The sequence below is a fragment of the Paenibacillus nuruki genome (assembly GCF_963311185.1).
In the GTDB taxonomy this organism is placed as follows: domain Bacteria; phylum Bacillota; class Bacilli; order Paenibacillales; family Paenibacillaceae; genus Saccharibacillus; species Saccharibacillus nuruki.
The window spans coordinates 749,549-776,259 of record NZ_OY725677.1; the positions used below are offsets into that span (position 1 = coordinate 749,549).

Consider the following 26,711-nt stretch of genomic DNA (forward strand, 5'->3'; position numbering starts at 1 on the left):
AATGGATTTTTTGAACAACTTATTATTTGTACGGTTAGATGTACTACCTTTTTACGTATTGGCATTAGTAATCGGATTTACAGTACATGAATTTTCGCATGCTTATTTTGCCAATAAGTTCGGCGATCCAACTGCTCGCTTGTTAGGACGGGTTAGTCTTAATCCTGCGGTGCATATTGATCTGTTAGGTATTATTTTGTTATTGATTGCTGGTTTTGGTTGGGCGAAGCCTGTACCTGTCACTCGTGAAAATTTCAAAAATCCACGTCTGATGGGGATTATTGTCTCTGCGGCAGGGCCAATCAGTAATTTAGTATTAGCACTTGTTACAATTATTGTCTATTATGCTTTGAATTATTTTGGCGTGATCGGTTCTTTTGCTAATACTCGTATAGACGAAGCTATTTTTACATTTGTACAATATATGGTGTTAATGAACTGTTTCTTGTTTATATTCAACTTGATTCCTTTACCACCTTTAGATGGCTATCGGATACTAAGCGATTGGTTACCACCACGTCAAAGTGCTAAATTGCAACGGCTAGAACAATGGGCGATGTTATTATTTTTGCTCCTTGTATTTATACAGCCTCTACGTGCAGTTACTATTTCTCCGTTATATGATTTGGCAGGACAAATGTCAGGTAGCTTTTATACGTTTGCCAGAACTATTTTCGGTGGCTAAAGCTAATGATATAGTTATGCAATCCAATGAGTAATAAGCATCATCATAAAGGGACAGAAGCAGGTGAACGATACATTACACCTAGCCCTGTCCCTTTAAAAGTTGTATGATATTAACTTGAGTTAGCACGTTATCAAATGCACATAGAAAGTAGATGAAGTATGCAGCGATATTTTGTACCCGCAGACCAGTTTGACGAACAAGAAGTGCGTATTACTGGTGAAGATGCGCGTCATATTAGTCGAGTGATGCGATCCCGTGTAGGCGATCAAGTGATTGCTTGTAACGGTCAATCTCTAGATGTATTGGTTGAAATTACAGAACTTGCCGAAGGCGTAGTTACTGCGTCGATCGTAGAAACATTAGAACAGCATGGAGAGCCTAATCTATTTGTGACGATTGCTCAGAGTTTGCCCAAGGCAGACAAAATGGAAAGTGTGATTCAGAAATGTACAGAGATCGGTGCATCTTCTTTTCTACCCTTTTTGTCTGAACGTACAGTTGTTCAATATGATGAACGTAAAGAAGTAAAACGGATTCAGCGTTGGAGCAAAATAGCTAAAGAAGCAGCAGAACAAAGTCATCGTAGTCGTATTCCGCTGGTCGAATCACCTGTATCGTGGAAACAATTATTGAAGCAATTTGCAGATTACGATTTGATCTGTTTTTGTTATGAAAAAGAGAACGGGCATCAACTTCGTGATGTGGTTCAACCTTTTGCACAATCGTTAACAGCAGATCATCATCATGCTTCTAATCAAGTGACTCGTGTCATGATTGTTGTCGGACCTGAGGGTGGATTCAGCGAGCAAGAAGTAGCAGCAGCCGAAGCAAGTGGTGCAGTAGCTACAGGTCTAGGAAGACGTATCTTACGTACAGAGACCGCTGCCATGACAGCACTAGCCTGTATCATGTATGAAACAGGCGAAATGAGCGCTAACAACGTATAAAGAGCTTAAACAATAAACAGGTATAGAAGAAGGAGTGGAATACTATTGGCAAGTGTTATATTGCAACCCAAGCGTAAAAAAAGATTAGAACAAGCTCACCCGTGGGTTTTTCAAAATGAGATTGCTTCGGTTGAAGGAGATCCTATTCCCGGGCAATTAGTGAGTGTATTGACGCATCAGAAGCGCTTTTTGGCAACTGGATATTATAATCCAGCTTCTCAGATCACAGTGCGGGTAGTGTCGTATCAGCCTTTAGAAGAAATGGATACTGCTTTTTTTGTAGAGCGATTCACTCGTTGTCTTAAGCATCGTCATCGTTTTTTGCCTACAGAAAATGCATATCGTCTAGTCTACGGTGAAGCAGACTTTTTACCTGGCTTAATCGTAGATCGCTTTGGAGAAGTATTGGTTGTCCAGTTATTGACGTTAGGTATGGATGCTTGCCGTCAATCGATTATTGATGCATTGGTACAAGTTATGCAGCCATTAGGTATCTATGAGCGTAGCGATGTATCTGTACGCAAATTAGAAGGGCTAGAAGAAGTCACCGGTGTGTTATATGGAGAATGTCCTCGCCATGTAACGGTTACAGAAAATGGTCTATTGATTGAAGTGGATATTGTAGAAGGTCAAAAAACAGGTTATTTCTTCGATCAGCGTGAAAATCGTGCTTCAATTGCTCCACTGATGTTAGGTTGGGGAGATCGTAGTGGAATTGAGCTGACTGAAGTTGAAGTAGATGGGCATATGACGCATAAGCCTATGAATCGCAATGGTAAAATTGTCGATTTCCCTTATTGGGATGGAGCTAATGTGTTAGAGTGCTTTTCACATACAGGAAGCTTTACGCTACATGCTTGTCATTATGGAGCCAAAAAAGTAACTTGCCTTGATATCTCAGCACACGCAATCGAAAGTGCCAAAGAAAATGTACGTTTAAATGGATTTGAAGATCGTGTTGAATTTGTAGTGGATGATGCTTTTGATTATTTGCGCCGTAATGCTAAAGGATTAGATGAGCGTCAATTACGTAGTAGCACAGATAGCAAACAAGATACGTCCAAACCGATGACTGCTTCTGGTGGACGTTCATGGGATGTTGTTATTTTGGACCCGCCTGCTTTTGCCAAAACGAAAAGTGCTGTAGCTGGTGCTGTTCGTGGATATAAAGATATCAATTTACACGGAATGAAGCTTGTAAATGAAGGTGGTTATCTAGTCACTGCTAGTTGTTCGTATCATATGCGTCCTGATCTATTTTTGGAGACGATTCAAGATGCAGCTAAAGATGCGGGTAAAGTATTACGTCTCATTGAATGGCGTGCAGCAGGTAAAGATCATCCGCAAATTTTGGGTGTAGAAGAAGGGCATTATTTGAAATTCGCTATTTTTGAAGTGCGTAGCAAAACATTTTAAATCATAAGGTTAAGTTCGTTATTATAAAAGTCATATCATGAGCTGAATAATCTATTTCTTGTTTTTGAATCTAAAGTTATATGTTATCTGAAATTGTATATTATATATCGGTTGTTAATATATAAGCTTTGGAGTGTAATAAACTATAGATTGTAGATATATTGAGGCTCTGTAATTCATGTTTTTCGGTATCAAATGATGAATATATAACTGCATTTGCAATGATCTACAATATCCCCTTCTGTGAAACATGTACACACTGTACGGTTGAACCGGAGGGGATTTACATATCTACATCTATTCCTTTATAATAAAGGGAACATTTGTTCTTGTCTTGTGGAACAATTTTTATGCATCGTGAAGACTATACTACAATAAATAAGGGTGAACTCACATGCCATTGCATTTTTTATTAGGTCGCTCTGGAAGTGGCAAAACGACCACAATTACTAATCGAATTATTGATCAAATTACACAACAACCTGATGGGCCACCTATCTTGTTATTAGTTCCTGAACAGGGTTCTTTTCAAGCTCAATATGCACTTGTTCGTTCCAATCAATCGAAAGGAAATGTACGTGTGCAAACGTACGGTTTTCGACGCTTAGCTAATTGGGTGCTTCAAGATGTAGGTGGCAGTGCCAAAACACCGATCGGTGAAGAAGGTAAAAAAATGCTTCTTTATCGATTAATTCAGCGACATCAATCGCAACTACGGATGTTTGGTACATCTAGCGATCAGTTTGGTTTTATCGGCAAATTAAGCGAATTATATAATGAATTTAAGCGTCATACAATTACATTAGAACAGTTAACGGAATATAGTGAACGTTTATCCACTTCGGCGCGCTCACCGTTGTTAATTGATAAATTGCATGATCTACAACGTATTTATGAAGATTTTGAACAGAATCTGCAAGGGTTATATGTAGATGGGGAAAATACGTTAACAGATCTGGCTTTGGCGATTCCAGAATCACAGGTGCTGCATAATATCGATATCTGGATAGATGGATTTCATAGCTTTACTCCACAAGAATATGCTGTGATTACAGCTTTATTGCAAAAAGCCAATTCTGTCACGATTGCGTTAACATTGGATCGTCCTTATGATGGTGAGCCTCCTCATGAGCTAGAGCTTTTCCATCAGACTGCTACAACGTATATCAAGTTAAAGCAGTACGCTACAGCGATTGATGAATCGTTTACTATAGATGTTGAAAATCTTTCGGAGAATCCTATAGATGTTCCTGTTCGTTTTCAATCCAGTCCACAGCTTGCTCATTTGGAAAATGCGTATCGTTCATCTCACCGCTGGCAACAAGCTCCGTATGTGAAGCAGGTAAATGAACGTCAAGATATTCATACGTATGCTGCTCCTGATCGTCGTTCAGAAGTGGAGAGTGCGCTTCGCGAAATGATTCGTTTGGCTCGTGAAGAAGGTGCACGCTGGCAAGAGATGGGCGTTTTTGTACGTCAATTAGTAGATTATGAACATATTATTGCACCACTACTACAAGACTATGAAATTCCCTATTTTCTCGATCAGAAACGTAGCATTTTACAACATCCTTTAGCAGAGTTTATACGTTCAGCACTGGATATTGTGCAATATTTTTGGCGGTATGAAGATGTATTCCGCTGTATCAAGACAGGGCTATTACTTCCAGATGATGGACGTGTCACTACAGAAGATATTGATCGTTTGGAAAATGTGGTGTTGGCTTCTGGGATTCATGGATCACGTTGGACAGATGGACATCCGTGGAAAGGTATTCCTAGCCTTTCACTCGAAGCGGGGGATGAAGTTAAAGAAATTAGCGAACGTGAATTAGCTGAAGGACAACGCATGCAACAAGCACGTCAGTTAGTAGTGGAACCATTGTACCGATTTGAAAAACGAATCAAAAAAGCAAAACATGCCAAAGAAATGTGTATCGCTCTGTATCAGCTACTGGAAGATTGTCAGATTGCGATGCATTTGGAACATATGAGTACAACAGCCACGGCGCAAGGCAATCCATTACGTGCGCGTGAACATATACAGATCTATGGAGAAATTATCGATTTACTGGATCAGATGGTGGATATTATGGCAGAAGATGCTATAGATCTGGGAACTTTTGCAGGCTTACTGGAAACAGGATTAAGCGGCATCCGTCTAGGGATTGTTCCTCCAGCGATTGATCAGGTGTTGATCGGTTCTATGGATCGTACTCGTCCGATGGATATCAAATATGCATTCGTTTTGGGCATGAATGAAGGGATTGTGCCTTCACTATTTCCAGACAGTGGTATTTTGAGTGAACCGGAACGAACCAATATGTTGGAAGGTGGTTTAGAGCTGTCTCCAGGTAGTAAGCGTCTTTTGTTAAATGAGCAATTTTTGATCTATCATGCGTTAACGGTAGCCAGTTCCAAATTATGGCTTAGTTATGCATTGACAGACGATGAAGATAAAGGACTTTTGCCTTCTGAAGTGATTACGAATGTGCATAAATTATTTCCTTTTTTACAAGAACAAGTTGCTACTACTCCATTATCTGCTCAATCTAATGATATAGAATCTTTGCGATATGTGACTACACCAACTACAACGTTACCACATGTAATAGCACAGTTACGGGAATGGAGTCGTGGAACAACGATTGCAGATTCATGGTGGCATGTATTGAATTGGTATACAGCACGTGAAGCATGGCGACCGCAGATCAGTATGTTAGTTCAATCTTTATTTTATAGAAATACAGGCGAATTATTAGAAACGGAAACCAGTCGGCATTTATACGGGCAGACGTTACGTACCAGTGTATCAGGCATGGAGCAGTTTGTTTCTTGTCCTTTCGCTCACTTTGCTTCCCGTGGATTACGATTGCGAGAACGCCAAGAGTATCGGTTGAAAGCACCTGATATTGGACAGTTATTCCATGCTTCATTAACCGATCTTGCCACTACACTGAAAGAGCAAGGACGGGCATGGGGAGAATTGACTCGTGAAGAGTGTGTAGAAATTGCTTATGAAGCTGTAGATAAGCATATCCCACGTCTGCAAGGACAGATTCTTTCCAGTTCCAAACGATACAATTATATTTCACGTAAATTGCGTGAGATTGTGAGTCGTGCTTCGATTATGTTGGGAGAGCAAGCACGCCGTGGAGATTTTGAGCCACTTTATTTAGAGCTGGCATTTGGACCGAATGGACAATGGCCACCGCTTCGTTTTACCCTTGAAAATGGATGTACGATGGAGATTGTAGGACGAATTGATCGGGTGGATGTTGCTGAAGGTGATGATACATTATTGCTACGGATTATCGATTACAAATCCAGTCAAACCGATCTCAAATTGCATGAAGTCTATTACGGACTTGCTTTGCAAATGCTGACGTATCTGGATGTATTGCTAACTCATGCAGAACAACAATTAGGTCAATCGGCACAACCAGCAGGTGCTCTTTATTTCCATGTGCATAATCCGATGCTACAAGCAGGGAACGGGCTAAGTATGCAACAATCCGAACAAGAAATGCTCAAGCGTTTCAAAATGAAAGGATTACTTCTTGCAGACCGTGATGTGATTGGCAAAATGGATACAGAACTGGATAAAGGATATTCTGCGATTCTTCCTGTAGCTGTCAAAGCAGATGGAGGATTTTACAGCAGTTCAGCAGTAGCCACAGGAGAGCAGTGGCAAGAATTGCTTCGTAATGTGCGTCAGACGGCTCAAGAAATTGGGACGCAGATCACAGATGGTACAACACAGATTACACCTTATCGTATAGAACAAGAAAAAGCATGTGATTACTGTGATTACAAATCGGTCTGCCAATTCGATGAAACGTTAAAAGATAATCAATATAAATTACTACAAAAACCGGGCAAAAACGAGACATGGGAACTTTTACAAAACCGTCATGACTACCAGAAAGGAGATTCACCTTCATGATCCATAACAACGATAACGACAATAATGAATCGATAGATCATTTATTCGCAGATCATGATCAACCATTGCCTGTTAGAAATGAAATGCCTAAGCCTGAACAGAGTACATGGACCGATGATCAGTGGAAAGCGATCTCTCTGGACGGTGGAAATATGCTGGTTGCAGCAGCGGCAGGTTCGGGTAAAACAGCTGTTCTTGTGGAGCGTATTATTCGTCAAGTAACCGACCCTATTCATCCAATGGATGTGGATCGGATGTTAGTAGCTACCTTTACCAAAGCAGCCGCAACTGAAATGAGACAACGGATACGTGCTGCTCTGGACAAAGAAGTATTGCGTCGCCCGGAAGATGATCATTTGCGTCAACAATTGGCTTTATTAAGCCAAGCATCGATCACGACGCTACATTCTTTTTGTTTAGAAATTATTCAACGTTATTATTCGATGATTCCGTTAGATCCGGGGTTTCGGATAGCGACTGCTAATGAATGTGATATTTTGCGGGAAGAATTGTTAACTGAACTATTTGAAGAAAAGTATACCGAAGAAGAAGAGCGTGATAATAAGCAATTTTACCGCTTAATGAACTGGTTCGGTGGAGAGCGAAGTGATGATGCCGCTTTGGTGTTGGTAGAGCGCCTTTATCATTTTGCACGTAGTCATCCATGGCCTGAATACTGGTTAGAGCGAACAGCGGCTGAATTCGATGTAACCGATGGGTCTTCATTGCAAAATACGTCATGGGTACAGAATATTATGACTGATATTGCTTTGACATTAGAAGGTATTCAAGCGGTGCTACATCAAGCGATAGATACAGCATTATTACCGGGTGGACCTGTAGCTTATGCAGATAGTCTACGAGATGATCTGGAAGTGATTCATACTCTTCAATCTGCAATGACTGTGCAGCCGTGGGAGCAATTGTATACCGTTTTCCAAAGCGCGGCTTTCGGTAAATTAAAAGCAGTACGCAAAGAGGGAATCGATCCTCAATTACAAGAAACTGTTAAACAATTGCGTGAAAATGCGAAAAAATCGTTAGCTGAGATCAAAAATTTATTTTTCGGTAGAACTCCTGATGAGTTTGCTCAAGAATTACGTGAAACATTTCCATTGATGAAAGAATTAACAGAATTGGTAATTCGTTTTAGTCAAAAGTATCAACAGGAGAAACAGCGTAAAGGATGGGTCGATTTTGCCGATCTAGAACATTACGCTCTTCATATATTACGTCATGCCGATTCTACACCTGAGCATGTGATTCCTTCACAAGTCGCTTTGGAATATCGTGAACGATTTGATCAAGTGATGCTCGATGAGTATCAAGATACTAACTCTGTACAGGAAGAATTAGTACAGCTCATTTCACGAGACACGGTAGGAAATCGCTTTATGGTTGGTGATGTGAAGCAAAGTATTTATCGTTTTCGTCTGGCAGAACCGGGGCTGTTTTTAGATAAATATGAGAAGTATCAAGACGATTGGGAAGGAGAAGGACGACGAATCGATCTTTCTCGTAACTTCCGTAGCCGTCATCAAGTTGTCGATGCTGTTAATATGATTTTTAGACAGATTATGAATAAAACAGTAGCAGAAATTGAATACGATGAGCGAGCAGAATTAGTAGCTGGTGCAACTTATCCACCGGGTGACGAAACTGCCTATGCACCAGAATGCTGGATTATTGATCGTGCAGGAAGTGGAGCAAGTTCTGACTACAACAATGCAGATGACAGTAATGATAGTGAGGGATATGGCAATAGCGAAGTCTCGGAAATGGAATCTGCTCGCTTAGAAGCACAAGCGATTGCTGTACGAGTACGTGAAATGGTAGAGCCTGATGGCATACCATTGATGATTTATGATAAATCGGTCGATGGGTTACGTCCGGCTGAATATCGCGATATGGTTATTTTGCTACGATCAACCGCAGCATGGGCACCACTCATATTAGAGGAATTGCAACGTGAAGGTATCCCTGCATATAGCGAATTGAATCAAGGATTTTTTGAAGCAGTGGAAGTAAAGATTATTCTATCTTTGTTAGCTGTAATTGATAATCCGCAACAAGATATCCCACTGGCTTCTGTACTGCGTTCACCGATTGTTGGTTTGAATGAAGATCAATTGGCGACCATTCGTTTATTTGGCAAAGACACTTCGTATTATCAAGCTATGATGTTAGCGGCTGAACATATGCAAGAACAACCGGAAGAATGGAGTTACAAGTTACTTCATTTTCTTGAACAATTGAATCAATGGCGACTAGCAGCACGAGAAGGTGAGCTAGGTGATCTGATCTGGCGTATTTACCGGGATACAGGTTATCTCGACTGGTTAGCTGGTTTACCTGGAGGATTGCAACGTCAACATCATTTACGAATACTATATGATCGTGCTCGCCGATTTGAAGTGTCTACATCTTCACGAGGACTATTTCGGTTTATGCGTTTTATTCGTCGTCTGCAAGATACAGATGGTGATCTAGGAGCTACAGCTTCGGTCGATGGTCAAGAAAATGCGATTCGAATTATGACTATTCATAAAAGTAAAGGTCTAGAGTTTCCAGTTGTGTTTCTAGCAGGCATGTCCAAAATGTTCAATATGCAAGATTTAAATACTTCTTTTTTGATGCACAAAGAATTAGGATTCGGCCCTAAATTTGTAGATGAAGATACACGTGTGAGTTATCCAACATTACCGAATTTGGCGATTCGTCGTCGTACAGCCACAGAGTTATTAGCAGAAGAAATGCGTGTCCTTTATGTAGCATTAACTCGTCCTCGGGACAAACTGATTATGATCGGAACAGTCAAAGATATCGACAAAAAAATCTCGGCATGGAGTCAGGTTCAGAACTCTGATCATTTGCAACTGCCTGATTATGTATTAGCCAAAAGTCGGACGTATCTTGATTGGGTGGGTCCAGCATTAATGCGTCATCGTACGGCTTCTGTATTCCGTGAGCGTAACGAAATTGCGGCAGGGCCTTATTCAGCTTGCTTGGCAGATGATCCAACACCGTGGAGCATTACCATTCTGGATAGTCGTCAATTACAATCGAAAACAGAAGATACCGAGCAATCGATAACAGCTTTGCGCGAACATGATCCCAAGTGGATTGCTTTGCAACAGATTGCAGATGGGGAACAGGTACAGCCTGTGACTGATTTTGAAAATAATCATGATCTCGCTGTTGAAGATGTTGATACGTCTGTGAACGCGAAAGAAGTCGAACAAAGACTGTCATGGCAGTATCCATATGAATTATCGACTCATATTGCTGCCAAAACAACGATTAGTGAAATCAAGCGACAATTGGTTTCAGAAGAATCTCCAGCTGTAGACGGTATCCATGAATCTCTGGATCAACGGGTTATGATTGGACGTTATACTGACCAGCATCAAGATCAATCCATAATAGATGTCCCACAAGTCAAAGGGGCTAATCCATTTTTGATGAGCACTATTTTACAGCGGGCAGGTATACTGCTGGAAAATCAGACAGATGATCAGACCTCTTCAGCTGGGCCTGTATCGAATAGATTGCAAACAGATGTATCTTCTCAGCAATCAGCTACTTTGTCTGGTGCGATCGATCACCAAGCAGATGGAAGTACACTCAAATTGCAACGTCCTAAATTTATGGAACAACGTGGTCTAAGCGGAGCAGAACGTGGAACCGCATATCATACTGTCATGCAGCGAGTGCCTTTAGATCAGGGATATGTAGATGTCAAGATAGTTGAACAGACCAAAGCAGATCTGGTTCAGCGCCAAATTCTACGTCAGGATCAAGCGGATAGCGTACATGCGAATGAGATCGTTGCTTTTTTCGCAACATCGCTCGGTCAACAAATGTTGCAAGCTACAGAGATCAGACGAGAATTAGCCTTTAGTTATGGTATTCCGATCAATGATGCCGGTGATAAGATTTTGTCACAGGGAATAGTCGATTGCATTTTCCAGATTGATAATCGATGGATCATTGTCGATTACAAAACCGATCGTGTAGTAGATACCCATGGAGGTATAGAAGCGCTGAAAGATCGTTATCGTATTCAACTTCAGCTGTATGCGCAAGCGATTCAAGATTCTTTGCATTGGAAAGTCGATCAATTATGGTTGTATTTCTTCGACATTAACGAAGCGATAGAAATCTAAACAGGATTAACATACTAAATAACCTAACTCTTTTTCATTCATCAATCTAAAATGGTAAACCAAAAAGGTGGTTTGTTGTCCATAAGACTAATGGCATTTTGAAGCTAGTCTATGAGATGACAAACTTCCTTTGATTCGATATACACCCAATTCTAGCATCACTTAAAAAGGAGAAAGCTATGCGTATTTTACATACAGCTGACTGGCATTTTGGTCGAACATTAGAAGGCAGAAGTCGTCTCGATGAACAAATCGCTTTTGTCGATGAATTGGTTCAGATTGCAGATGATCAACAAGCCGATCTTATTCTGATGGCAGGCGATGTCTATGATTCTGTGAATCCACCTGCTGTAGCAGAACAATTATTTTATGAAGCCGCCGCTAGATTAACAGCTAATGGTCGTCCACTTGCTGTTATCGCAGGGAATCATGATCAACCTGATCGTATTGCGTCAGCGACACCATTGGTTCAAGGGCGAGGTATTTATTTATTAGGTACACCTGCTGCACAGGCTTTAACTATTCCTGTACCTCGTACTTCGGAGACAGCTATAGTGGCAGCATTACCTTATCCATCCGAAGCTAGACTGAATGAATTATTAACCGAGGAACATGATGAAGATTTAATACGTCGTGCCTATAGTGAACGTGTAGGCATGTTAATGCGACAATTAGCGACTGACTTCCGTTCGGATACGATCAATCTAGCTATGAGCCATATCTATGCTCTTGGAGGAGTCGAATCGGATTCAGAGCGCCCTATTCAAGTAGGTGGTGCGTATACAGTTGATCCTTCTGCATTATATACAGGAGCTCAATATACAGCGCTAGGTCATCTACACCGTGCTCAAGCAGTCAAAGGAGAAGGAATGATTCGGTATAGTGGTTCTCCGCTAGCTTATAGTTTTTCTGAAGCAGGGCAAGCCAAATCTGTCACGATGCTCGATGTTGTACCCGGTGGTATTCCACAGATAGAAGAAATCTTTTTAACTTGTGGTCGTCCTTTAGTGCGCTGGAAAGCGAAAGGCGGTCTGACTGAAGTCCATCAATGGTTAGAGGAAGGCAGAGATCGCAATGCTTTTATCGATCTGGAAATTTCATTGTTAGAAGCTTTGTCGATGTCTGATATTCAATCGATTCGCAAAGCTTATAGTGGCATTGTCAATATTCGTCCTGTATATCCAGAAACAGAAGCACAGCAATCTTTTGCAGAACGTGCTCAATTGCCTGTCCATGAATTGTTCCGTACGTTTTATGCACGCCAGACAGGTGGAGCCGTGCCCGAAGATCGATTAGTTGAGCTGTTTTTGGAACTGATCGATGAAGAAGAAACCGGGGAGGAACAATCATCATGAAGCCAATCACACTTAAATTATCCGGTTTACAAAGTTATCGTGAACAACAAGAAATCGATTTTGAAGCACTGTGTGAAACAGGCCTATTTGGTATTTTTGGACCTACAGGGAGTGGGAAATCAACTGTTCTTGATGCTATTACACTTGCTTTGTATGGCAAGGTGGAACGAGCTTACAACGGTACACAGGGGATCATGAATCATTCGGAAGATTCGTTATTTGTATCGTTCTCTTTTGAATTGTTATCTGCTGAAGGGGCGCAACGGTATCGAGTCGAACGCCGGTTTAAACGTACGGGCGATCATACAGTAAGTAATGCGATGAGCCGTTTTATCGAAATGCGTGCAGATGGCGATGTTGTGGTTGCTGACAAATTAGCAGAAGTCACACGTTGTGTAGAAGATTATATCGGGCTGAAAATGGATGATTTTACACGCGCAGTCGTATTACCACAAGGTAAATTTGCTGAATTTTTATCTCTTAAAGGTAGTGACCGTAGACAGATGTTGCAACGTCTTTTCCATCTGGAACGATACGGTGACCGCTTAATGCAGAAGCTTAGCCAGCGTGTGAAAGAAACAGACAACGTACTAGGCAAACTGTACGCCGAACAGACAGGTCTGGGCGAAGCCTCAGCAGAAGCGCTACAAACAGCAATAGAGCGCTTAGAAACAGCGATCCAAGAAGCAGAACAACGTCGTCAAGAACTGGTTGATATTACTGCTCGTACCGAACAATGGAGCAAGATTAGAGAATATCAACGAGAACAAGCTGAGTTACAGCAACGTCTAACTCAATTACAACAACACGAAGCTGAGATTGCCCACAAAGAACAGCAGATTGAACAAGCGTTATCTGCGCAGAACTTATTACCATTATTAGATGCATGGCGTACTCATGAAGCCAAAGCCATACAAGAACAACAACGTGTAACTACATTACAGCAAGATTTACAACAAGCAGAGATTGCAGTAGCGACAGCTGTAGAGCGTGAACAAAAAGCCAAACAACAATTAACCGAGCAAGAACCGCAATTAATGACACGGATCGAACAACTACAACAAGCACTACAATTGCAAAAGGAATGTGTAGCATTAGAACAAGATCAACAGCAGATTCATCAGCAATTGGAAAATATACAAAAACAATGGGAAGAAGCATCTCATCAAGTACAGCGTGAACAGATGCTTTTGGATAAGGCAAGACAGCGTCAAGAAGAACTGAATAAGCAACTCAAAGCTTGTGAAGTTCGCAGTCAGGATCGGCGTGAATTACAAGAAGCCCAGCAACAATTGTCTGCTCTGAATACAGCTAGAACCCGTCTACAAGAACAACAAACCGAATATGATGGTTATACTCAGTCAGCACAACAGGCGAATCAAGTATGGCAAAAATTAATTGAGCAAGAAGCCACTCGATCTGAGCAAGAACAGCAATTACAACAACATGTTTTTTCGTTGTATCAAGAGCATCAACAACTTGAACATGTGCTACAGCAAGCACACCAATCTGCGGAACAACTGGAAGAACAGTATGCACAACAATCCAGAGAAGCAGAATCGAATCGTCTGGCAAGTCTGTTAGCAGTAGAACTACAAGAAGGTCAACCTTGTGCAGTATGTGGATCTACTCATCATCCTCAACCTGCTCATGACATCGAACATAAAGTCACAGCAGATAATCAATCAGTGGCGGATACAACAACTGAGCAGACTCAAGCGCTCAAACAAATGAAACAAAATCTTCAAGTTGTACAGCAACATGTTCGTGGTCGTCAAATAGAGCTAGACAGTCATATGCAAGAATGGGATTGGCAGATAAAAGATTCAGATTCATTAACTGCTTCTTCTGATCAAGCGACTCTTTTATCGGATCAAGAACTGCAAGCACAATGGCTAGATATACAAGCTCATAATCAGAATTTAGAGCAACAGACTAGAGAATTACAACAACAATTAAGACAATGGCGTCAAAATGAACGAGAATGGTCAGGGCGTAAAGTTACAGCTCAATCTGAACAACAATCATCTGCTCGCCTGTCAGAACAATCCAATACTCGTCTCCAAGCCGCTACACAGACGTTAGAGCAACTTTTAGAACAGTGGCAACAGACTTTACCGCATCTAACAGAACAGTCGGCACGTGAGCGATTTGAAGCTCTAGCACAGATGGATGAACAAGCAGAGAAGATCCGTGAAGGATTGGATAAAAGTGTTCCGTATATCGAAGAGCGTGAACAAGCCATCAAGCATGGTACAGAACAGATCAATACATTGGATAAGCAACGTATTCAAGATCAGACCCGTCAAGAAGGGAATCAACGACTTTTACAAGAAAAGAAAAATCGTCTTACACAGTGGATCGGCGATCAATCGGCTGAGAAGTTACTTACAGAGACGCAACAGCAACAACAACAATTACGACAGCAAGCAGAGCAGACCGCAGACTTGTGGCGTAAAGCGCTACAGCAGCAGCAGACAGCAACACATCAAGTTGAATTGGCTGTGCAATCAGCACAATCGTTACAACAACAGGTCGATCAGCATGCAGAGAAGTGGCAACAAGCATTACAAGCCTCTCCTTTTGATAATGAGCAAAGTGTCAGTCAATCACGGATGGCAGAAGATCAGATTCAGTTGTATCGTCAGCAGATTCAACAGCATCGTGATCAACAACATGAATTATCTGTTCATTTGCGAGAAGTACAGAACAAGTTAAACGGACAGAGTCTCAGTGAAGAAGAATGGGCACAGATACAACAGCAATATACAGAAGCCCGTCAAGCAGATGAGATGGCATTAGAACAACGAGCCAAAGCCACTCGTGATCGTGAAGACCTTCAAGAGCGTCATGTACGCTGGCGTGAGCTAGAAGACAAACGAGTCATTTTAGCGCAAGAGGCTAAGCATTTATCCAAATTACAAGCCAGTATGCGTGGTAATGCTTTTGTCGAATATATTGCAGAAGAACAATTAATGCAGGTCAGTCTAGCCGCTTCTGAGCGATTACGCTTTTTGACCAAACAACGGTATTCATTGGAAGTGGATTCTGGTGGAGGATTTGTAATCTGTGATAATGGCAATGGTGGGATTCGTCGCCCGGTATCTTCTTTATCCGGTGGAGAAACGTTTTTAACTTCGTTATCATTAGCATTAGCCTTATCGGCTCAGATTCAGTTGCGCGGTCAGTATCCGCTTCAGTTCTTTTTCCTGGATGAAGGATTTGGTACGCTTGATCCCGAACTTTTGGATACAGTGGTGACTTCACTGGAGAAGCTTCATAACGATCAACTATCGGTGGGTATTATTAGCCATGTTCCTGAATTACGGATGAGATTGCCTCGTAAATTAGTGATTGTACCTGCGGAGCAAGCAGGAAGTGGCTCCAAAGTAGTCCTTGAACGCATGTAGATTTGAAACTATGCCCATAGGAAACAAAATACACAAAAAGAATTGAAGGAGTGTTTGAAGATTATGGTTAAAGACGATTGTTTATTTTGTAAAATTGTTGCAGGAACGATTCCTTCACAAAAAGTATATGAAGATGATCAGATACTAGCTTTTCACGATATTACACCTGCTGCCCCTGTTCATGTATTGCTTATTCCCAAAAAACATATCGACTCGATGAATGAAGTATCTCAAGAAGATTTGCCAGTTATCGGTCATATTCATGGCGTAGCGATACAATTAGCCAAAGAATTGGGCGTGGATCAAAGTGGATATCGTCTGATCAATAACTGTGGACCGGATAGCGGACAAGCGGTACAACACCTTCATTATCATTTGTTAGGTGGAGCCAATCTTGGCGCCCTGACAGGCATTTCGAGCTCTCACGCATAAGTCAAAATAACGTGTAAAAGAATAATAAAAAAAGATGTTCCAATACAGTCTAAAACGGGTATATAATAGAACATTAAAAAATTGCAGGCAAAACTAGCCAATCATATTGACACTTCATTCAACTTTCACCTATAATGAAAGTTGATAAACCGTGTTATTGTTCTTGGACGGTCTGGTCGGAGGGAGGGAAAACTAGTGTCTGAAACGAAAGTTCGCAAAAACGAAACAATTGATGCAGCACTTCGTCGCTTCAAACGCTCCATCGCTAAAGATGGCGTTCTGGCTGAGGTGAAAAAACGCAAACATTATGAAAAGCCGAGCGTTAAGCGTAAGAAAAAATCTGAGGCTGCTCGTAAAAGAAAGTTTTAGGAGGATTTACCCGTTATGAATCTTAGCGAACGATTAAACGAAGATATGAAGCAAGCAATGAGAGACAAGGCGAAATTCAAATTGTCGACTATTCGCATGGTTCGTTCAACGATTAAAAATCTCGAAATAGATTTGAAAAGAGACTTGGACGACACTGAAGTGCTTGATATTCTTAGTCGTGAGATCAAACAGCGCAAAGATGCCCTCCAAGAATTTGAAAAAGCAGGTCGTGATGACCTGACAAGCAACCTTAAAGCGGAGATTGAGATTATTTCCGAGTATCTTCCCACACAGCTGTCTGAAGAAGAAATTAAAGTTCTTGTAAAGCAGACCATCCAGGAAACCGGTGCTTCTTCAAAAGCCGATATGGGAAAACTGATGAGCGCCCTGATGCCTAAAGTAAAAGGTCGCGCAGACGGAAAAGTTGTGAATCAAACGGTTCAACAATTTCTGCAATAAACATATGTGAAAGCACCTCATTTTTTTATAAAGTGGGGTGCTTTTTTCTATGTTTATTTTATCAAAAAGGAATATAATTGAAACGTAACCATGATGTTTACGTATTATGTATAGACTACCTTTTACCATGCTTATATGTATATTGTTTAATATTGTTGTTATGACTGTATTAAACAAAACACATCTGAACTGAAAGGGGCTAAGATCGAATGAACTCATCGCTTGACCAGATTGGCCGTATCAAGCGTCAGCTAAGTTTATTATTGCTAGGTTCACTGATGGCGATGCTTATCGTGGCAGGGATTTATCCACAATCTGCTAGTGCCGCATCTGCACCCGCTACTAGCAATAATGATGGTGCCGTCTACGTGATTCCTATTGACCGTCAAATTGAAAGCGGATTACAAAAGTTTTTGGTAAGAGGATTTGAAGAAGCGAAGCAAGCGAAAGCATCGTGGATTGTACTGGAAATGAATACGCCGGGCGGAGAACTTCAAGCGGCTGGTGATATTGGAGCGATGGTACGTAATAGCAGTGTACCTGTAGCTGTTTTTGTACAAGACAAAGCTGCATCAGCAGGAAGTTACATTGCTTTGAATGCAGATAAGATTTTTATGCAACCTGGAAGTACAATTGGTGCTGCTGCTATTGTAGATGGTAAAGGCAATCCGATTGATAATCCCAAACAGGTCGCTTATTGGAAAAGTGAAATGAGAGCTGCCGCACAGCTTCATAATCGTAACGCAGATATCGCTGACGGTATGACAGATGTGAACATGGTAGTATCTATGCCAGAGATTAATCAGACCAAAACAAAAGGACAGATTATTTCTCTTTCTAGTAATGAAGCATTGAAAGTAGGCTTTGCAGACAAGATTCTTTCTTCTACCAATGCGGTTGTAACTGAATTAGGGCATTCACCTGAAGATATAGTAAAAGTACAACCAAGTGCTGGCGAAAATATCGCACGGGTGCTAACTAATCCGATTGTAACCACATTGCTCCTATTTATTGGAATGGTCGGAATAGCTATGGAGATTATTATACCGGGATTTGGTATACCAGGTATCGTCGGTATTGTTGCTTTTGCATTGTACTTCTTCGGTAGTTATGCAGCTGGTTTCTCAGGATCTACCACATGGTTACTGTTTTTAGGAGGACTTATTTTACTGGTGTTGGAGTTGTTTATTCCAAGCTTTGGTATATTGGGTATTTTAGGATCAGCCAGTCTGATTACAGGGGTAGTGAAAGCCGCATATGATACAAGCGATGCTTTGTTATCTTTAGGTATCGCATTTGCTGCCGCTGCTGTAGTCGTCACACTGATTGCTATTTTGCTCAAAGAACGTGGCGTCTGGAATCGATTTATTCTCAAAGAACAACTTTCTTCAGAACAGAGCTTTATGTCTCGCTTAACGAGAGAACAATTTTTGGGCAAAGAAGGAATAAGTGTAACGCCTCTTCGTCCGTCAGGTACAGTACTGATCGGCGATGAACGAATCGATGTCGTTACACAGGGTAACTTTATTGCGAGTGATCGTCCGATTCGAGTCAAGCAAGTGGATGGCAGTCGTATTATTGTCGAAGAAATAACAGAAGAATCGGCTCTGCACGCACAATTATTGAAAGAATAATTTCAAATATAGAAGTTATTCCATAGGTAAGGTATGGATAAACCGTTTCATTTTCTATTCATACCTTGATCATTTTAAAATGATATTGCTTCGTCTTCATTATGGATTCATATACACATATGTAGACAAAAGGGGTCATGTACGTTTACATATTTAGCCGTATAACCGATTCATTGAATCCAAGAATACAGGCAATGGGCAAGTCAGGTAACACAGATTGAACTATAAAAATTGGAGTGTGATGTGAATAATGAGTACAAGTGTATTAAGTATTCTCTTTATCGTTGTTGTCGCTATTATTATTTTAAGTGTATTTTTCAGTTTCTTCCCGGTTATGCTTTGGATCTCGGCTGTCGCTTCTGGCGTACGTGTAAGTATTATTACACTTGTAGCGATGCGTCTTCGTCGTGTAACACCTTCACGTATTGTGAATCCACAGATCAAAGCGCACAAAGCAGGTCTGGGACTTGATATGAACCAATTGGAAAGTCATTATCTAGCAGGTGGTAATGTAGACCGTGTCGTGAATGCACTAATTGCAGCACAACGTGCAGAGATTCCGTTGGAATTTGAACGTGCAGCAGCCATTGACCTTGCAGGTCGTGATGTACTACAAGCTGTACAGATGAGTGTTAACCCTAAAGTAATCGAGACGCCTGTTGTCGCTGCTATGGCTCGTAACGGTATCGAAGTAAAAGTTAAAGCTCGTGTAACCGTACGTGCGAATATCGAACGCTTGGTCGGTGGTGCAGGGGAAGAAACGATTATTGCTCGTGTGGGTGAAGGTATCGTTACAACTGTAGGTTCTAGTGATTCTCACAAACAAGTCTTAGAAAATCCAGATATGATTTCTCGTACAGTATTGCAAAAAGGGCTAGATGCAGGAACTGCTTTTGAAATTCTATCGATCGATATTGCGGATGTAGATGTTGGTAAAAATATTGGTGCAATGCTACAGACAGAACAAGCAGAAGCGGACAAACGTATTGCTCAAGCTAAAGCAGAAGAAAGACGTGCAATGGCTGTAGCTCAAGAACAAGAAATGAAAGCACGTGTTGTTGAGATGAGAGCGCGTGTTGTTCAATCCGAGTCCGATGTACCGCTTGCGATGGCAGAAGCTCTTCGTAAAGGACAAATGGGTGTAATGGATTACATGAACCTCAAAAATATCGAAGCAGATACTCAAATGAGAGGCTCACTTGGTAAATCAGAAGATTTCGATAGTAGTTCAGATAACAAGTCAAATAAATAAAGGTGTGCGATAATTGATGCTTGATTTCCTTATGGGTAATTTATATTTTGTCGCCATTATTGCTTTTGCTATCTTTTCTTTTGTCAAAACGCGTTCAGCAAAAAAGAAATCAGGCGGGCAACCTTCTGGGATGCCGACGTTTGGTGGAAATGGTGATCACAAAAAAAGATGGTTCAATGAACCTGAACGCACATCTGCTGAACCCGGACCATTAGATGATGCACAGCGACGGTATCATGAGGCTCAGCAACGTTACGATGAGTCAGATACGTCTGAAAATGCTCCAGGATATGAAGATTCTGCAACTAGATCGGCTTCATCTATGCAAGAGCCTCAAATACCGAAGCCGGTCACTGCTAATCGCAGTGAAGTAGAAAAACGTTTGGATGCTATGCATAAAGATATTCAAGCACGCTCAATGCATTTGAACGCAGGAAGTCGAGTAGTTATCGAAGAATTAGATTCCGCATCGACTTCTAAAAATGCAATCGGGTCGGATGAACTTCGTAAAGGCGTGATTTGGGCAGAAATCTTAGGTGAACCACGTGCTAAACGTCCTTATAACCATCATAAATATGCAGTAGACAAGAAATAGTAAGGTATCAGCCGATCTCTATATGGAGATCGGTTTCTTTCTAATCTATCTTCGTTTTGTTTCTATCTTGACCGATGTATGGTAATGATAAATAATGTGCAAAAAATTTTGCATGACAAACCATACAATGGTAAAGTTTAGGGTAAAGATATTGCACTCAAGTTTTATAGTATAAATGCACACAGCAGTTTTATATTATTTTATTAATGAGGAGATTGAGGCTATTTGTTAGAGCAAACGCAAAGCACCAGAATTCCACTGCTTAATGCAGAAGAAGGATTGTCACTGTTTGGACCACAGGACAGTTTTCTAAAATTAATTGAACGCGAAACGGAAGCCAAAATTGGTAGTCGTGAAGCAGAGATTTCGATTCATGGTCCTGCACAAGCAGTAGAACAGATGACTCAGCTTTTCGAAGTATTATTACAATTAGTTCGCAATGGCTATGTACTTACAGAACGTGATATTTTATATGCAATAGAACTTGCCAAAGAGCTTCGAGCAGACCAACTGCTTGACTTATATAAAGGTGAAATTACACAGACGTATCGTGGGAAACCAATTCGTGTCAAAACGATTGGTCAGAAACACTATGTATCGACAATCAAAAAGCTAGATATTGTATTCGGGATTGGACCAGCAGGTACAGGTAAAACGTATCTAGCTGTAGTCTTAGCAGTTGCAGCGCTTAAAGAAGGCAAAGCCAAACGAATCATTCTGACTCGTCCTGCGGTTGAAGCAGGGGAAAGCCTAGGGTTTCTACCCGGCGATCTACAGGAAAAGGTAGATCCTTATCTACGTCCGTTATATGATGCTTTATATGATGTTATGGGACCTGAGCAGACAGCCAAAGCGCTAGAGCGTGGTCTGATCGAGATTGCTCCGCTTGCTTATATGCGTGGACGTACATTAGATGATGCTTTTATTATTTTGGATGAAGCACAGAATAGTACAGCCGAACAGATGAAAATGTTTTTAACCCGTTTAGGATTTGGTTCCAAAATGGTCATTACAGGTGATGTTACACAGATTGATTTACCTCGTGGTAAAAAGTCCGGTCTGGTGGAAGCTCGAATGATTCTGGATGGTATCAAAGAAATCGGATTTGTTATTTTCGGCGAGCAAGATGTGGTTCGTCATTCCTTGGTACAAAAAATTATTGTCGCTTATGATAAAGCTTCGGAAAATCTGGAGTAGTCGGCGGTCAGCGGAGAAAACAGAAACCGCACATTTTGAATATTCAGAAGTGAGAGGGCTGTATGTATGACTTCCAAAGAACCGTCCACACGCAATTTACTTGATTCTATGATCGCAGGTTGGAAAAATAGCAGAATGACCCGTTACGGAATGTTTGCTCTGCTATTTGTAGTGCTTTATGTCAGTCTGGCACCCAATCTGCTTCCACAGCGCTTTGATATTCAAGTCGGTACCGTGAGTGATAGCGATATTATTGCTCCGATGCAGATTCCGAATAACAAAACTACGCTTCAAGCGCAGGAGGCTGCTGCTGAACAAGTAGAATCTGTATACGCGATTGTATCGATGCGTAGAGAAACGGTTATTTCACAAATGTTAGATCGAATTGAATCTCTGAATCAAGATGATCAGATTACCAATGCGGATAAAGCACAGATTTATAGCGAAGAGATTCCACAACGTGCCCAAAATTCTATCGCTAACTTTATTCGGAATAACCGTGAAGCAGGTAAATATTCAGATAAGATGTTAGATGAAATGCAAAAAACGATAGGCGAGCAAACGTACAGTATTCCTGAAGAAACGTTTCTCAAAATTCCACGTCTATCCACATCTGAAATACAAGATATGCGTCAGGTCGCTACATCGATTATGTCTCGTTTAATGAGCGATCAGATAACAGATGCGCAATCTGCACGTGCTAAAGTCGCTGAATTGGTCAGTACCAGTTCTCTAAGTAGCCGTACAGCTCGTGAAGTGGTGCAAGAGCTTGTCCGTGCCACACTCACAGCTAACAAGTTCTATGATGAAGAAGCGACCCGAGCGGCGAAAGTAGAAGCTCGTGAGAATACACCAACCGTCTATATTCAGCAAGGAGAAGTACTTGTTCCTAAAGGCGAGAAGATCACACAGGAAATGTATACATTGCTGGATGAAAATGATCTGCTCAAAAACGATGTGAATTATTGGCCTCAACTGGGTCTAGTACTGTTTGCCTTTTTGATTACTTTAGGGCTGTATATGTATCTACGTCAGTCTATTCATCAAGGTCGAACTTACAATAATGCGCAGTTGTTCATGTTGATCGTTATTTTTGCGATTGGTGTGATTTGCTTGCATCTGGTACGTATTTTGCAAATGGGAAATTCACCTTACTTTGGATTCCTTGTACCAGCGGCTATCGTGGTGATGTTAATTACATTGTTGCTTGATATTCAATTGGCGTATATTTCGTCGATTATTATGAGTATTTTAGCAAGTATTATTTTGAATATGAGTCAGCATGAATTATTCGATTATCAATTTGGATTTTTCACATTAGTGGTTTCATTTACAGCGATTCAATGTATTCATCGTGCTAGTCAACGTTCTACTATTCTCAAAGCAGGTATTATGAGTTGCTTCTTTGGAGCCATAGCGGTTCTGACATTAGTATTACTGAATGATGGAGAATGGACACGTATATCGATGATGTATGCTGTTGGATTTGCTTGTATTGGAGGGCTGATCACTACTGTATTGGTGCTTGGATTAATGCCGTTTTTTGAGACGACTTTTGGTATTTTATCTGCGCTTAAATTAGTAGAATTGTCGAACCCAAATCATCCGTTATTGCGTAAATTATTAATTGAGACACCAGGTACTTATCATCATAGCGTGATGGTAGGGAATCTGTCCGAAGCCGCCGCAGAAGCGATTGGTGCCGATGGATTGTTATGTCGGGTCGGTTCATATTATCATGATATTGGCAAAACCAAACGTCCGGGTTATTTTATCGAAAATCAGAACAATATTGGTAATCCACACGATAGTATTGATCCTAAGCTCAGCAAATCAATTATTATTGCTCATGCTCGTGATGGCGTAGAAATGCAGAAAGAGTACAAATTACCAAAACCGATCCGTGATATTGCTGAACAGCATCATGGAACAACCTTTTTGCATTACTTTTATCACAAAGCATTGAAGCTAGCAGAAGAACAAGAGATCGAACCGGATTTCACTGAAAATGATTTCCGTTATCCGGGGCCCAAAGCCCAGACCAAAGAAGCGGCTGTCGTAGGAATTGCAGATAGTGTAGAAGCGGCAGTACGTTCACTTAGCAAACCTACTGTAGAACAAGTAGAGACGATGATCGAGAAAATTATTAAAGGTCGCGTCGATGATAATCAATTTAATGAATGTGATCTAACGATGAAAGAACTAGATGTGGTCGCCAGAACGCTCAAAGAAGCCGTAATGGGGATATTCCACTCTCGTATTGAATATCCGGAAGACATCAAGAAACCGGATCAGAAGGAGAATAAAGCATGAGTTTACAGCTTGCATGGGAAAATGAACAAAATAAATATGAGATTACAGATGAGCTAATCACTACACTTGAACTGATTCTGCAAAAAGCAGGAGAACAAGAAAAAGTGAATGATGGTGAAGTTGCTCTTACTTTTGTTGACGATGAAGCAATTCATGAGCTAAATAAAGAGTATCGTGGGATTGATCGTCCAACAGATGTGTTGTCTTTTGCCATGCATGAATCGCTTGATGATGAATTAGATATTATCTATGATCCTGCATTAACTGGACAGGATACACCACTTCCAGGCGATATGTTAGGCGATATTATTATCTCGGTGCCACGTGCTATTGCTCAGAGCGAAGATTATGGGCATTCGGTAGAACGGGAACTTGGTTTTTTGTTTGTTCATGGTTTTCTGCATTTGTTAGGGTATGATCATCAAGATGATGAGACCGAAGCCGAAATGATGGGCAAGCAAGAAGCGGTATTACAACAAGCAGGATTGACACGCTGATGAAAAAAAGAACGTGGAGAGCCGTATTTTTTTCTGCGGCAGAAGGAATTGCAGACACTTTTCGGACAGAACGTAATTTTCGTATTCATGTATTGATTACATGTATTATCATTATCGCCGGAATCCTTTGTCATGTATCTGCTGTAGATTGGATGCTGCTAACATTAGCGATAGGTATGGTGCTCGGAGCGGAATTAATGAATACCGGTGTTGAAGCTGCTGTAGACCTATGCTCTCCCGATTGGCATCCCTTTGCCAAAAAAGCAAAAGATGCCGCAGCAGGAGCTGTTCTTATTTCTTCCATCGTTGCGATTGTGATTGGTCTTATTGTGTTTGTAGAACCTTTTTTATCATGGTTCACCCGATAAATAGTGTGCATGACTATAACGTATACGTTCCCCTCTAATGACTTGAGGTATAGAGTCAGGAGGGGATTTTATCTTTTTTTATGCAAAAAGTTCTAGAACATCATGTAGATTAGTGGGCGTAAACGTCTAAATCGTGTAATATATAAGAATAGGCAGTGTATGGAAACGATCAATACGATACATGTTCAGGAGGATTACCATGGAATCATCACAATTATTACAAGAAGCTATTCTTGCTCGTGCCAAAGCCTATGTACCTTATTCCAACTTTGCTGTCGGTGCAGCATTGCTTGATCGTAATGGACAAGTGCATCACGGCTGTAATATTGAAAATGCAGGCTATACTCCTTGTAATTGTGCAGAACGTACAGCGTTGTTTAGTGCGATTGCGCAAGGGCAACAACCCGGCTCTTTTCAAATGATGGCTGTTGTTGGAGATACAGATGAACCGATTGCTCCTTGTGGAGTATGCCGTCAGGTGATGGTTGAACTATGTCAACCGGATATGCCTATATTGCTTGGAAATATGAAAGGCGATACGCGATTGACGACAATTTCAGAATTGTTGCCACATGCGTTTGGACCGTGGAATTTAAATAAATAAGCGGAATCGTTGAGAACTTTATATACACAGACTTGTACTACCAAAAAGCACTTTAATATGACAGGAGCTATTCTAAAGAATAACTCTTGGAACGGAGAATGATATGTCGAAAAAACATTTTAAATCAGGGTTTGTGGCTATTGTCGGCAGACCAAATGTAGGGAAATCCACACTAATGAATCAGGTGATTGGACAGAAGATTGCGATTATGTCTGACAAACCACAGACTACACGTAACAAGATTCATGGCGTATTTACAAGAGATGATAAACAAATCGTTTTCTTGGATACACCGGGTGTGCATAAGCGTCAATCCAAATTGGGCGATTATATGAATCAAACTGCACTGAACACACTTAGCGAAGTAGAAGCTGTTCTATTTTTAGTTGATGCAGCTGAAGGACTAGGTGGCGGGGATCGCTTTATTATTGAACATCTGAAAAAAGTAAAAACACCTGTTTTTCTAGTGATCAACAAGATTGACCAAGTGGTACCTGAGCAGTTGTTGCCTATTATTGATCAATATCGTAAATTGCATGAATTTGCTGAGATTATTCCGATCTCTGCCAAACTCGGTAACAACGTAGATACACTGATGGAGCAAATTGGTAAGTATTTACCAGAGGGCCCTCAGTATTATCCAGACGATCAAATTACAGACCATCCAGAACAATTTGTATGTGCTGAGTTGATTCGTGAGAAAATTTTGAATCAGACACGCGAAGAGATTCCTCACTCCATTGCAGTAACCATCGAAGCAATGAGTGTAGAGCCTAACGGTGTAGTTAATATTTCAGCGGTGATCTTTGTAGAACGTGATTCTCAAAAAGGAATCGTTATCGGTAAACAAGGAGCATTATTGAAAGAAGTAGGTAGACAAGCACGTATGGATATTCAGAATTTGCTAGGTTCTAAGATTTTCTTAGAGCTATGGGTAAAAGTGAAAAAAGATTGGCGTAATCAAGATAGTGTGTTGAAAGATCTTGGTTTCCATCGTAATGCTTAATCTATAGTTAAATCGGGTTAATTATTTTATATCACTTCAATACAGATTCAGGATCGA

The 26,711-nt window shown here is 40.9% G+C and carries 19 protein-coding genes; all 19 read left to right on the top strand.

Going from position 1 to position 26,711, the window contains the following annotated elements; all coding sequences use genetic code 11:
- Position 1: 1 nt before the first annotated feature.
- The 19 genes from RCP16_RS03390 to era all read left to right on the top strand — a co-directional run bounded on the left by RCP16_RS03390 (position 2) and on the right by era (position 26,654).
- Positions 2-685 carry a site-2 protease family protein gene (locus RCP16_RS03390; RefSeq protein WP_308641677.1) on the top strand — a complete coding sequence of 228 codons (684 nt, stop codon included), beginning with the start codon at positions 2-4 and terminating at the stop codon, positions 683-685.
- 161 nt (positions 686-846) lie between these two features.
- Complete coding sequence (locus RCP16_RS03395; protein WP_308641678.1) at positions 847-1,635, top strand: 16S rRNA (uracil(1498)-N(3))-methyltransferase; 789 nt, start codon at positions 847-849, stop codon at positions 1,633-1,635.
- Positions 1,636-1,680: 45 nt separating this feature from the next.
- Positions 1,681-3,051, top strand: coding sequence for a class I SAM-dependent rRNA methyltransferase (locus RCP16_RS03400; protein WP_137220784.1), 1,371 nt, complete (start codon positions 1,681-1,683; stop codon positions 3,049-3,051).
- 394 nt (positions 3,052-3,445) lie between these two features.
- The gene (gene addB / locus RCP16_RS03405) at positions 3,446-6,997 is read left to right on the top strand and encodes a helicase-exonuclease AddAB subunit AddB (protein WP_308641679.1); all 3,552 of its coding nucleotides are present in this window, start codon (positions 3,446-3,448) and stop codon (positions 6,995-6,997) included.
- Positions 6,994-11,163 carry a helicase-exonuclease AddAB subunit AddA gene (gene addA, locus RCP16_RS03410; RefSeq protein ID WP_308641680.1) on the top strand — a complete coding sequence of 1,390 codons (4,170 nt, stop codon included), beginning with the start codon at positions 6,994-6,996 and terminating at the stop codon, positions 11,161-11,163. Before addB ends, addA begins: the two co-directional genes overlap by 4 nt.
- Positions 11,164-11,342: 179 nt before the next feature.
- Positions 11,343-12,518: an exonuclease SbcCD subunit D gene (locus RCP16_RS03415; RefSeq protein WP_308641681.1), complete on the top strand. Its 1,176-nt coding sequence runs from the start codon at positions 11,343-11,345 to the stop codon at positions 12,516-12,518.
- Positions 12,515-15,928, top strand: coding sequence for an SbcC/MukB-like Walker B domain-containing protein (locus tag RCP16_RS03420; RefSeq protein WP_308641682.1), 3,414 nt, complete (start codon positions 12,515-12,517; stop codon positions 15,926-15,928). Before RCP16_RS03415 ends, RCP16_RS03420 begins: the two co-directional genes overlap by 4 nt.
- A gap of 63 nt (positions 15,929-15,991) precedes the next feature.
- On the top strand, positions 15,992-16,360 hold the full coding sequence (locus tag RCP16_RS03425; RefSeq protein WP_069329838.1) for a histidine triad nucleotide-binding protein: 369 nt from the start codon (positions 15,992-15,994) through the stop codon (positions 16,358-16,360).
- A 195-nt stretch (positions 16,361-16,555) separates the two neighbouring features.
- Positions 16,556-16,729, top strand: a complete 174-nt coding sequence (rpsU, locus tag RCP16_RS03430) for a 30S ribosomal protein S21 (RefSeq protein ID WP_005547957.1) — start codon at positions 16,556-16,558, stop codon at positions 16,727-16,729.
- Positions 16,730-16,744: 15 nt separating this feature from the next.
- The gene (locus tag RCP16_RS03435) at positions 16,745-17,188 is read left to right on the top strand and encodes a GatB/YqeY domain-containing protein (RefSeq protein WP_069329837.1); all 444 of its coding nucleotides are present in this window, start codon (positions 16,745-16,747) and stop codon (positions 17,186-17,188) included.
- A 209-nt stretch (positions 17,189-17,397) separates the two neighbouring features.
- Positions 17,398-18,822, top strand: a complete 1,425-nt coding sequence (locus RCP16_RS03440; protein WP_273594454.1) for an NfeD family protein — start codon at positions 17,398-17,400, stop codon at positions 18,820-18,822.
- Positions 18,823-19,072: 250 nt separating this feature from the next.
- Complete coding sequence (gene floA, locus RCP16_RS03445; RefSeq protein WP_308641683.1) at positions 19,073-20,074, top strand: flotillin-like protein FloA; 1,002 nt, start codon at positions 19,073-19,075, stop codon at positions 20,072-20,074.
- Positions 20,075-20,105: 31 nt separating this feature from the next.
- Positions 20,106-20,669, top strand: a complete 564-nt coding sequence (locus RCP16_RS03450) for a YqfB family membrane protein (protein ID WP_139129316.1) — start codon at positions 20,106-20,108, stop codon at positions 20,667-20,669.
- Between the two features lie 225 nt (positions 20,670-20,894).
- Positions 20,895-21,866: a PhoH family protein gene (locus tag RCP16_RS03455; RefSeq protein WP_069329833.1), complete on the top strand. Its 972-nt coding sequence runs from the start codon at positions 20,895-20,897 to the stop codon at positions 21,864-21,866.
- A gap of 66 nt (positions 21,867-21,932) precedes the next feature.
- The gene (locus tag RCP16_RS03460; RefSeq protein ID WP_069329832.1) at positions 21,933-24,179 is read left to right on the top strand and encodes an HD family phosphohydrolase; all 2,247 of its coding nucleotides are present in this window, start codon (positions 21,933-21,935) and stop codon (positions 24,177-24,179) included.
- Positions 24,176-24,676: an rRNA maturation RNase YbeY gene (gene ybeY, locus RCP16_RS03465; protein ID WP_069329831.1), complete on the top strand. Its 501-nt coding sequence runs from the start codon at positions 24,176-24,178 to the stop codon at positions 24,674-24,676. The genes RCP16_RS03460 and ybeY overlap by 4 nt, the downstream gene beginning before the upstream one ends.
- Positions 24,676-25,044, top strand: a complete 369-nt coding sequence (locus tag RCP16_RS03470; RefSeq protein ID WP_069329830.1) for a diacylglycerol kinase family protein — start codon at positions 24,676-24,678, stop codon at positions 25,042-25,044. Before ybeY ends, RCP16_RS03470 begins: the two co-directional genes overlap by 1 nt.
- A 199-nt stretch (positions 25,045-25,243) precedes the next feature.
- On the top strand, positions 25,244-25,648 hold the full coding sequence (gene cdd, locus RCP16_RS03475) for a cytidine deaminase (RefSeq protein WP_069329829.1): 405 nt from the start codon (positions 25,244-25,246) through the stop codon (positions 25,646-25,648).
- Between the two features lie 103 nt (positions 25,649-25,751).
- Positions 25,752-26,654 (top strand): GTPase Era, encoded by a 903-nt coding sequence (gene era / locus RCP16_RS03480; protein ID WP_069329828.1) that lies wholly within the window; start codon positions 25,752-25,754, stop codon positions 26,652-26,654.
- The last annotated feature ends 57 nt before the right edge of the window (positions 26,655-26,711 follow it).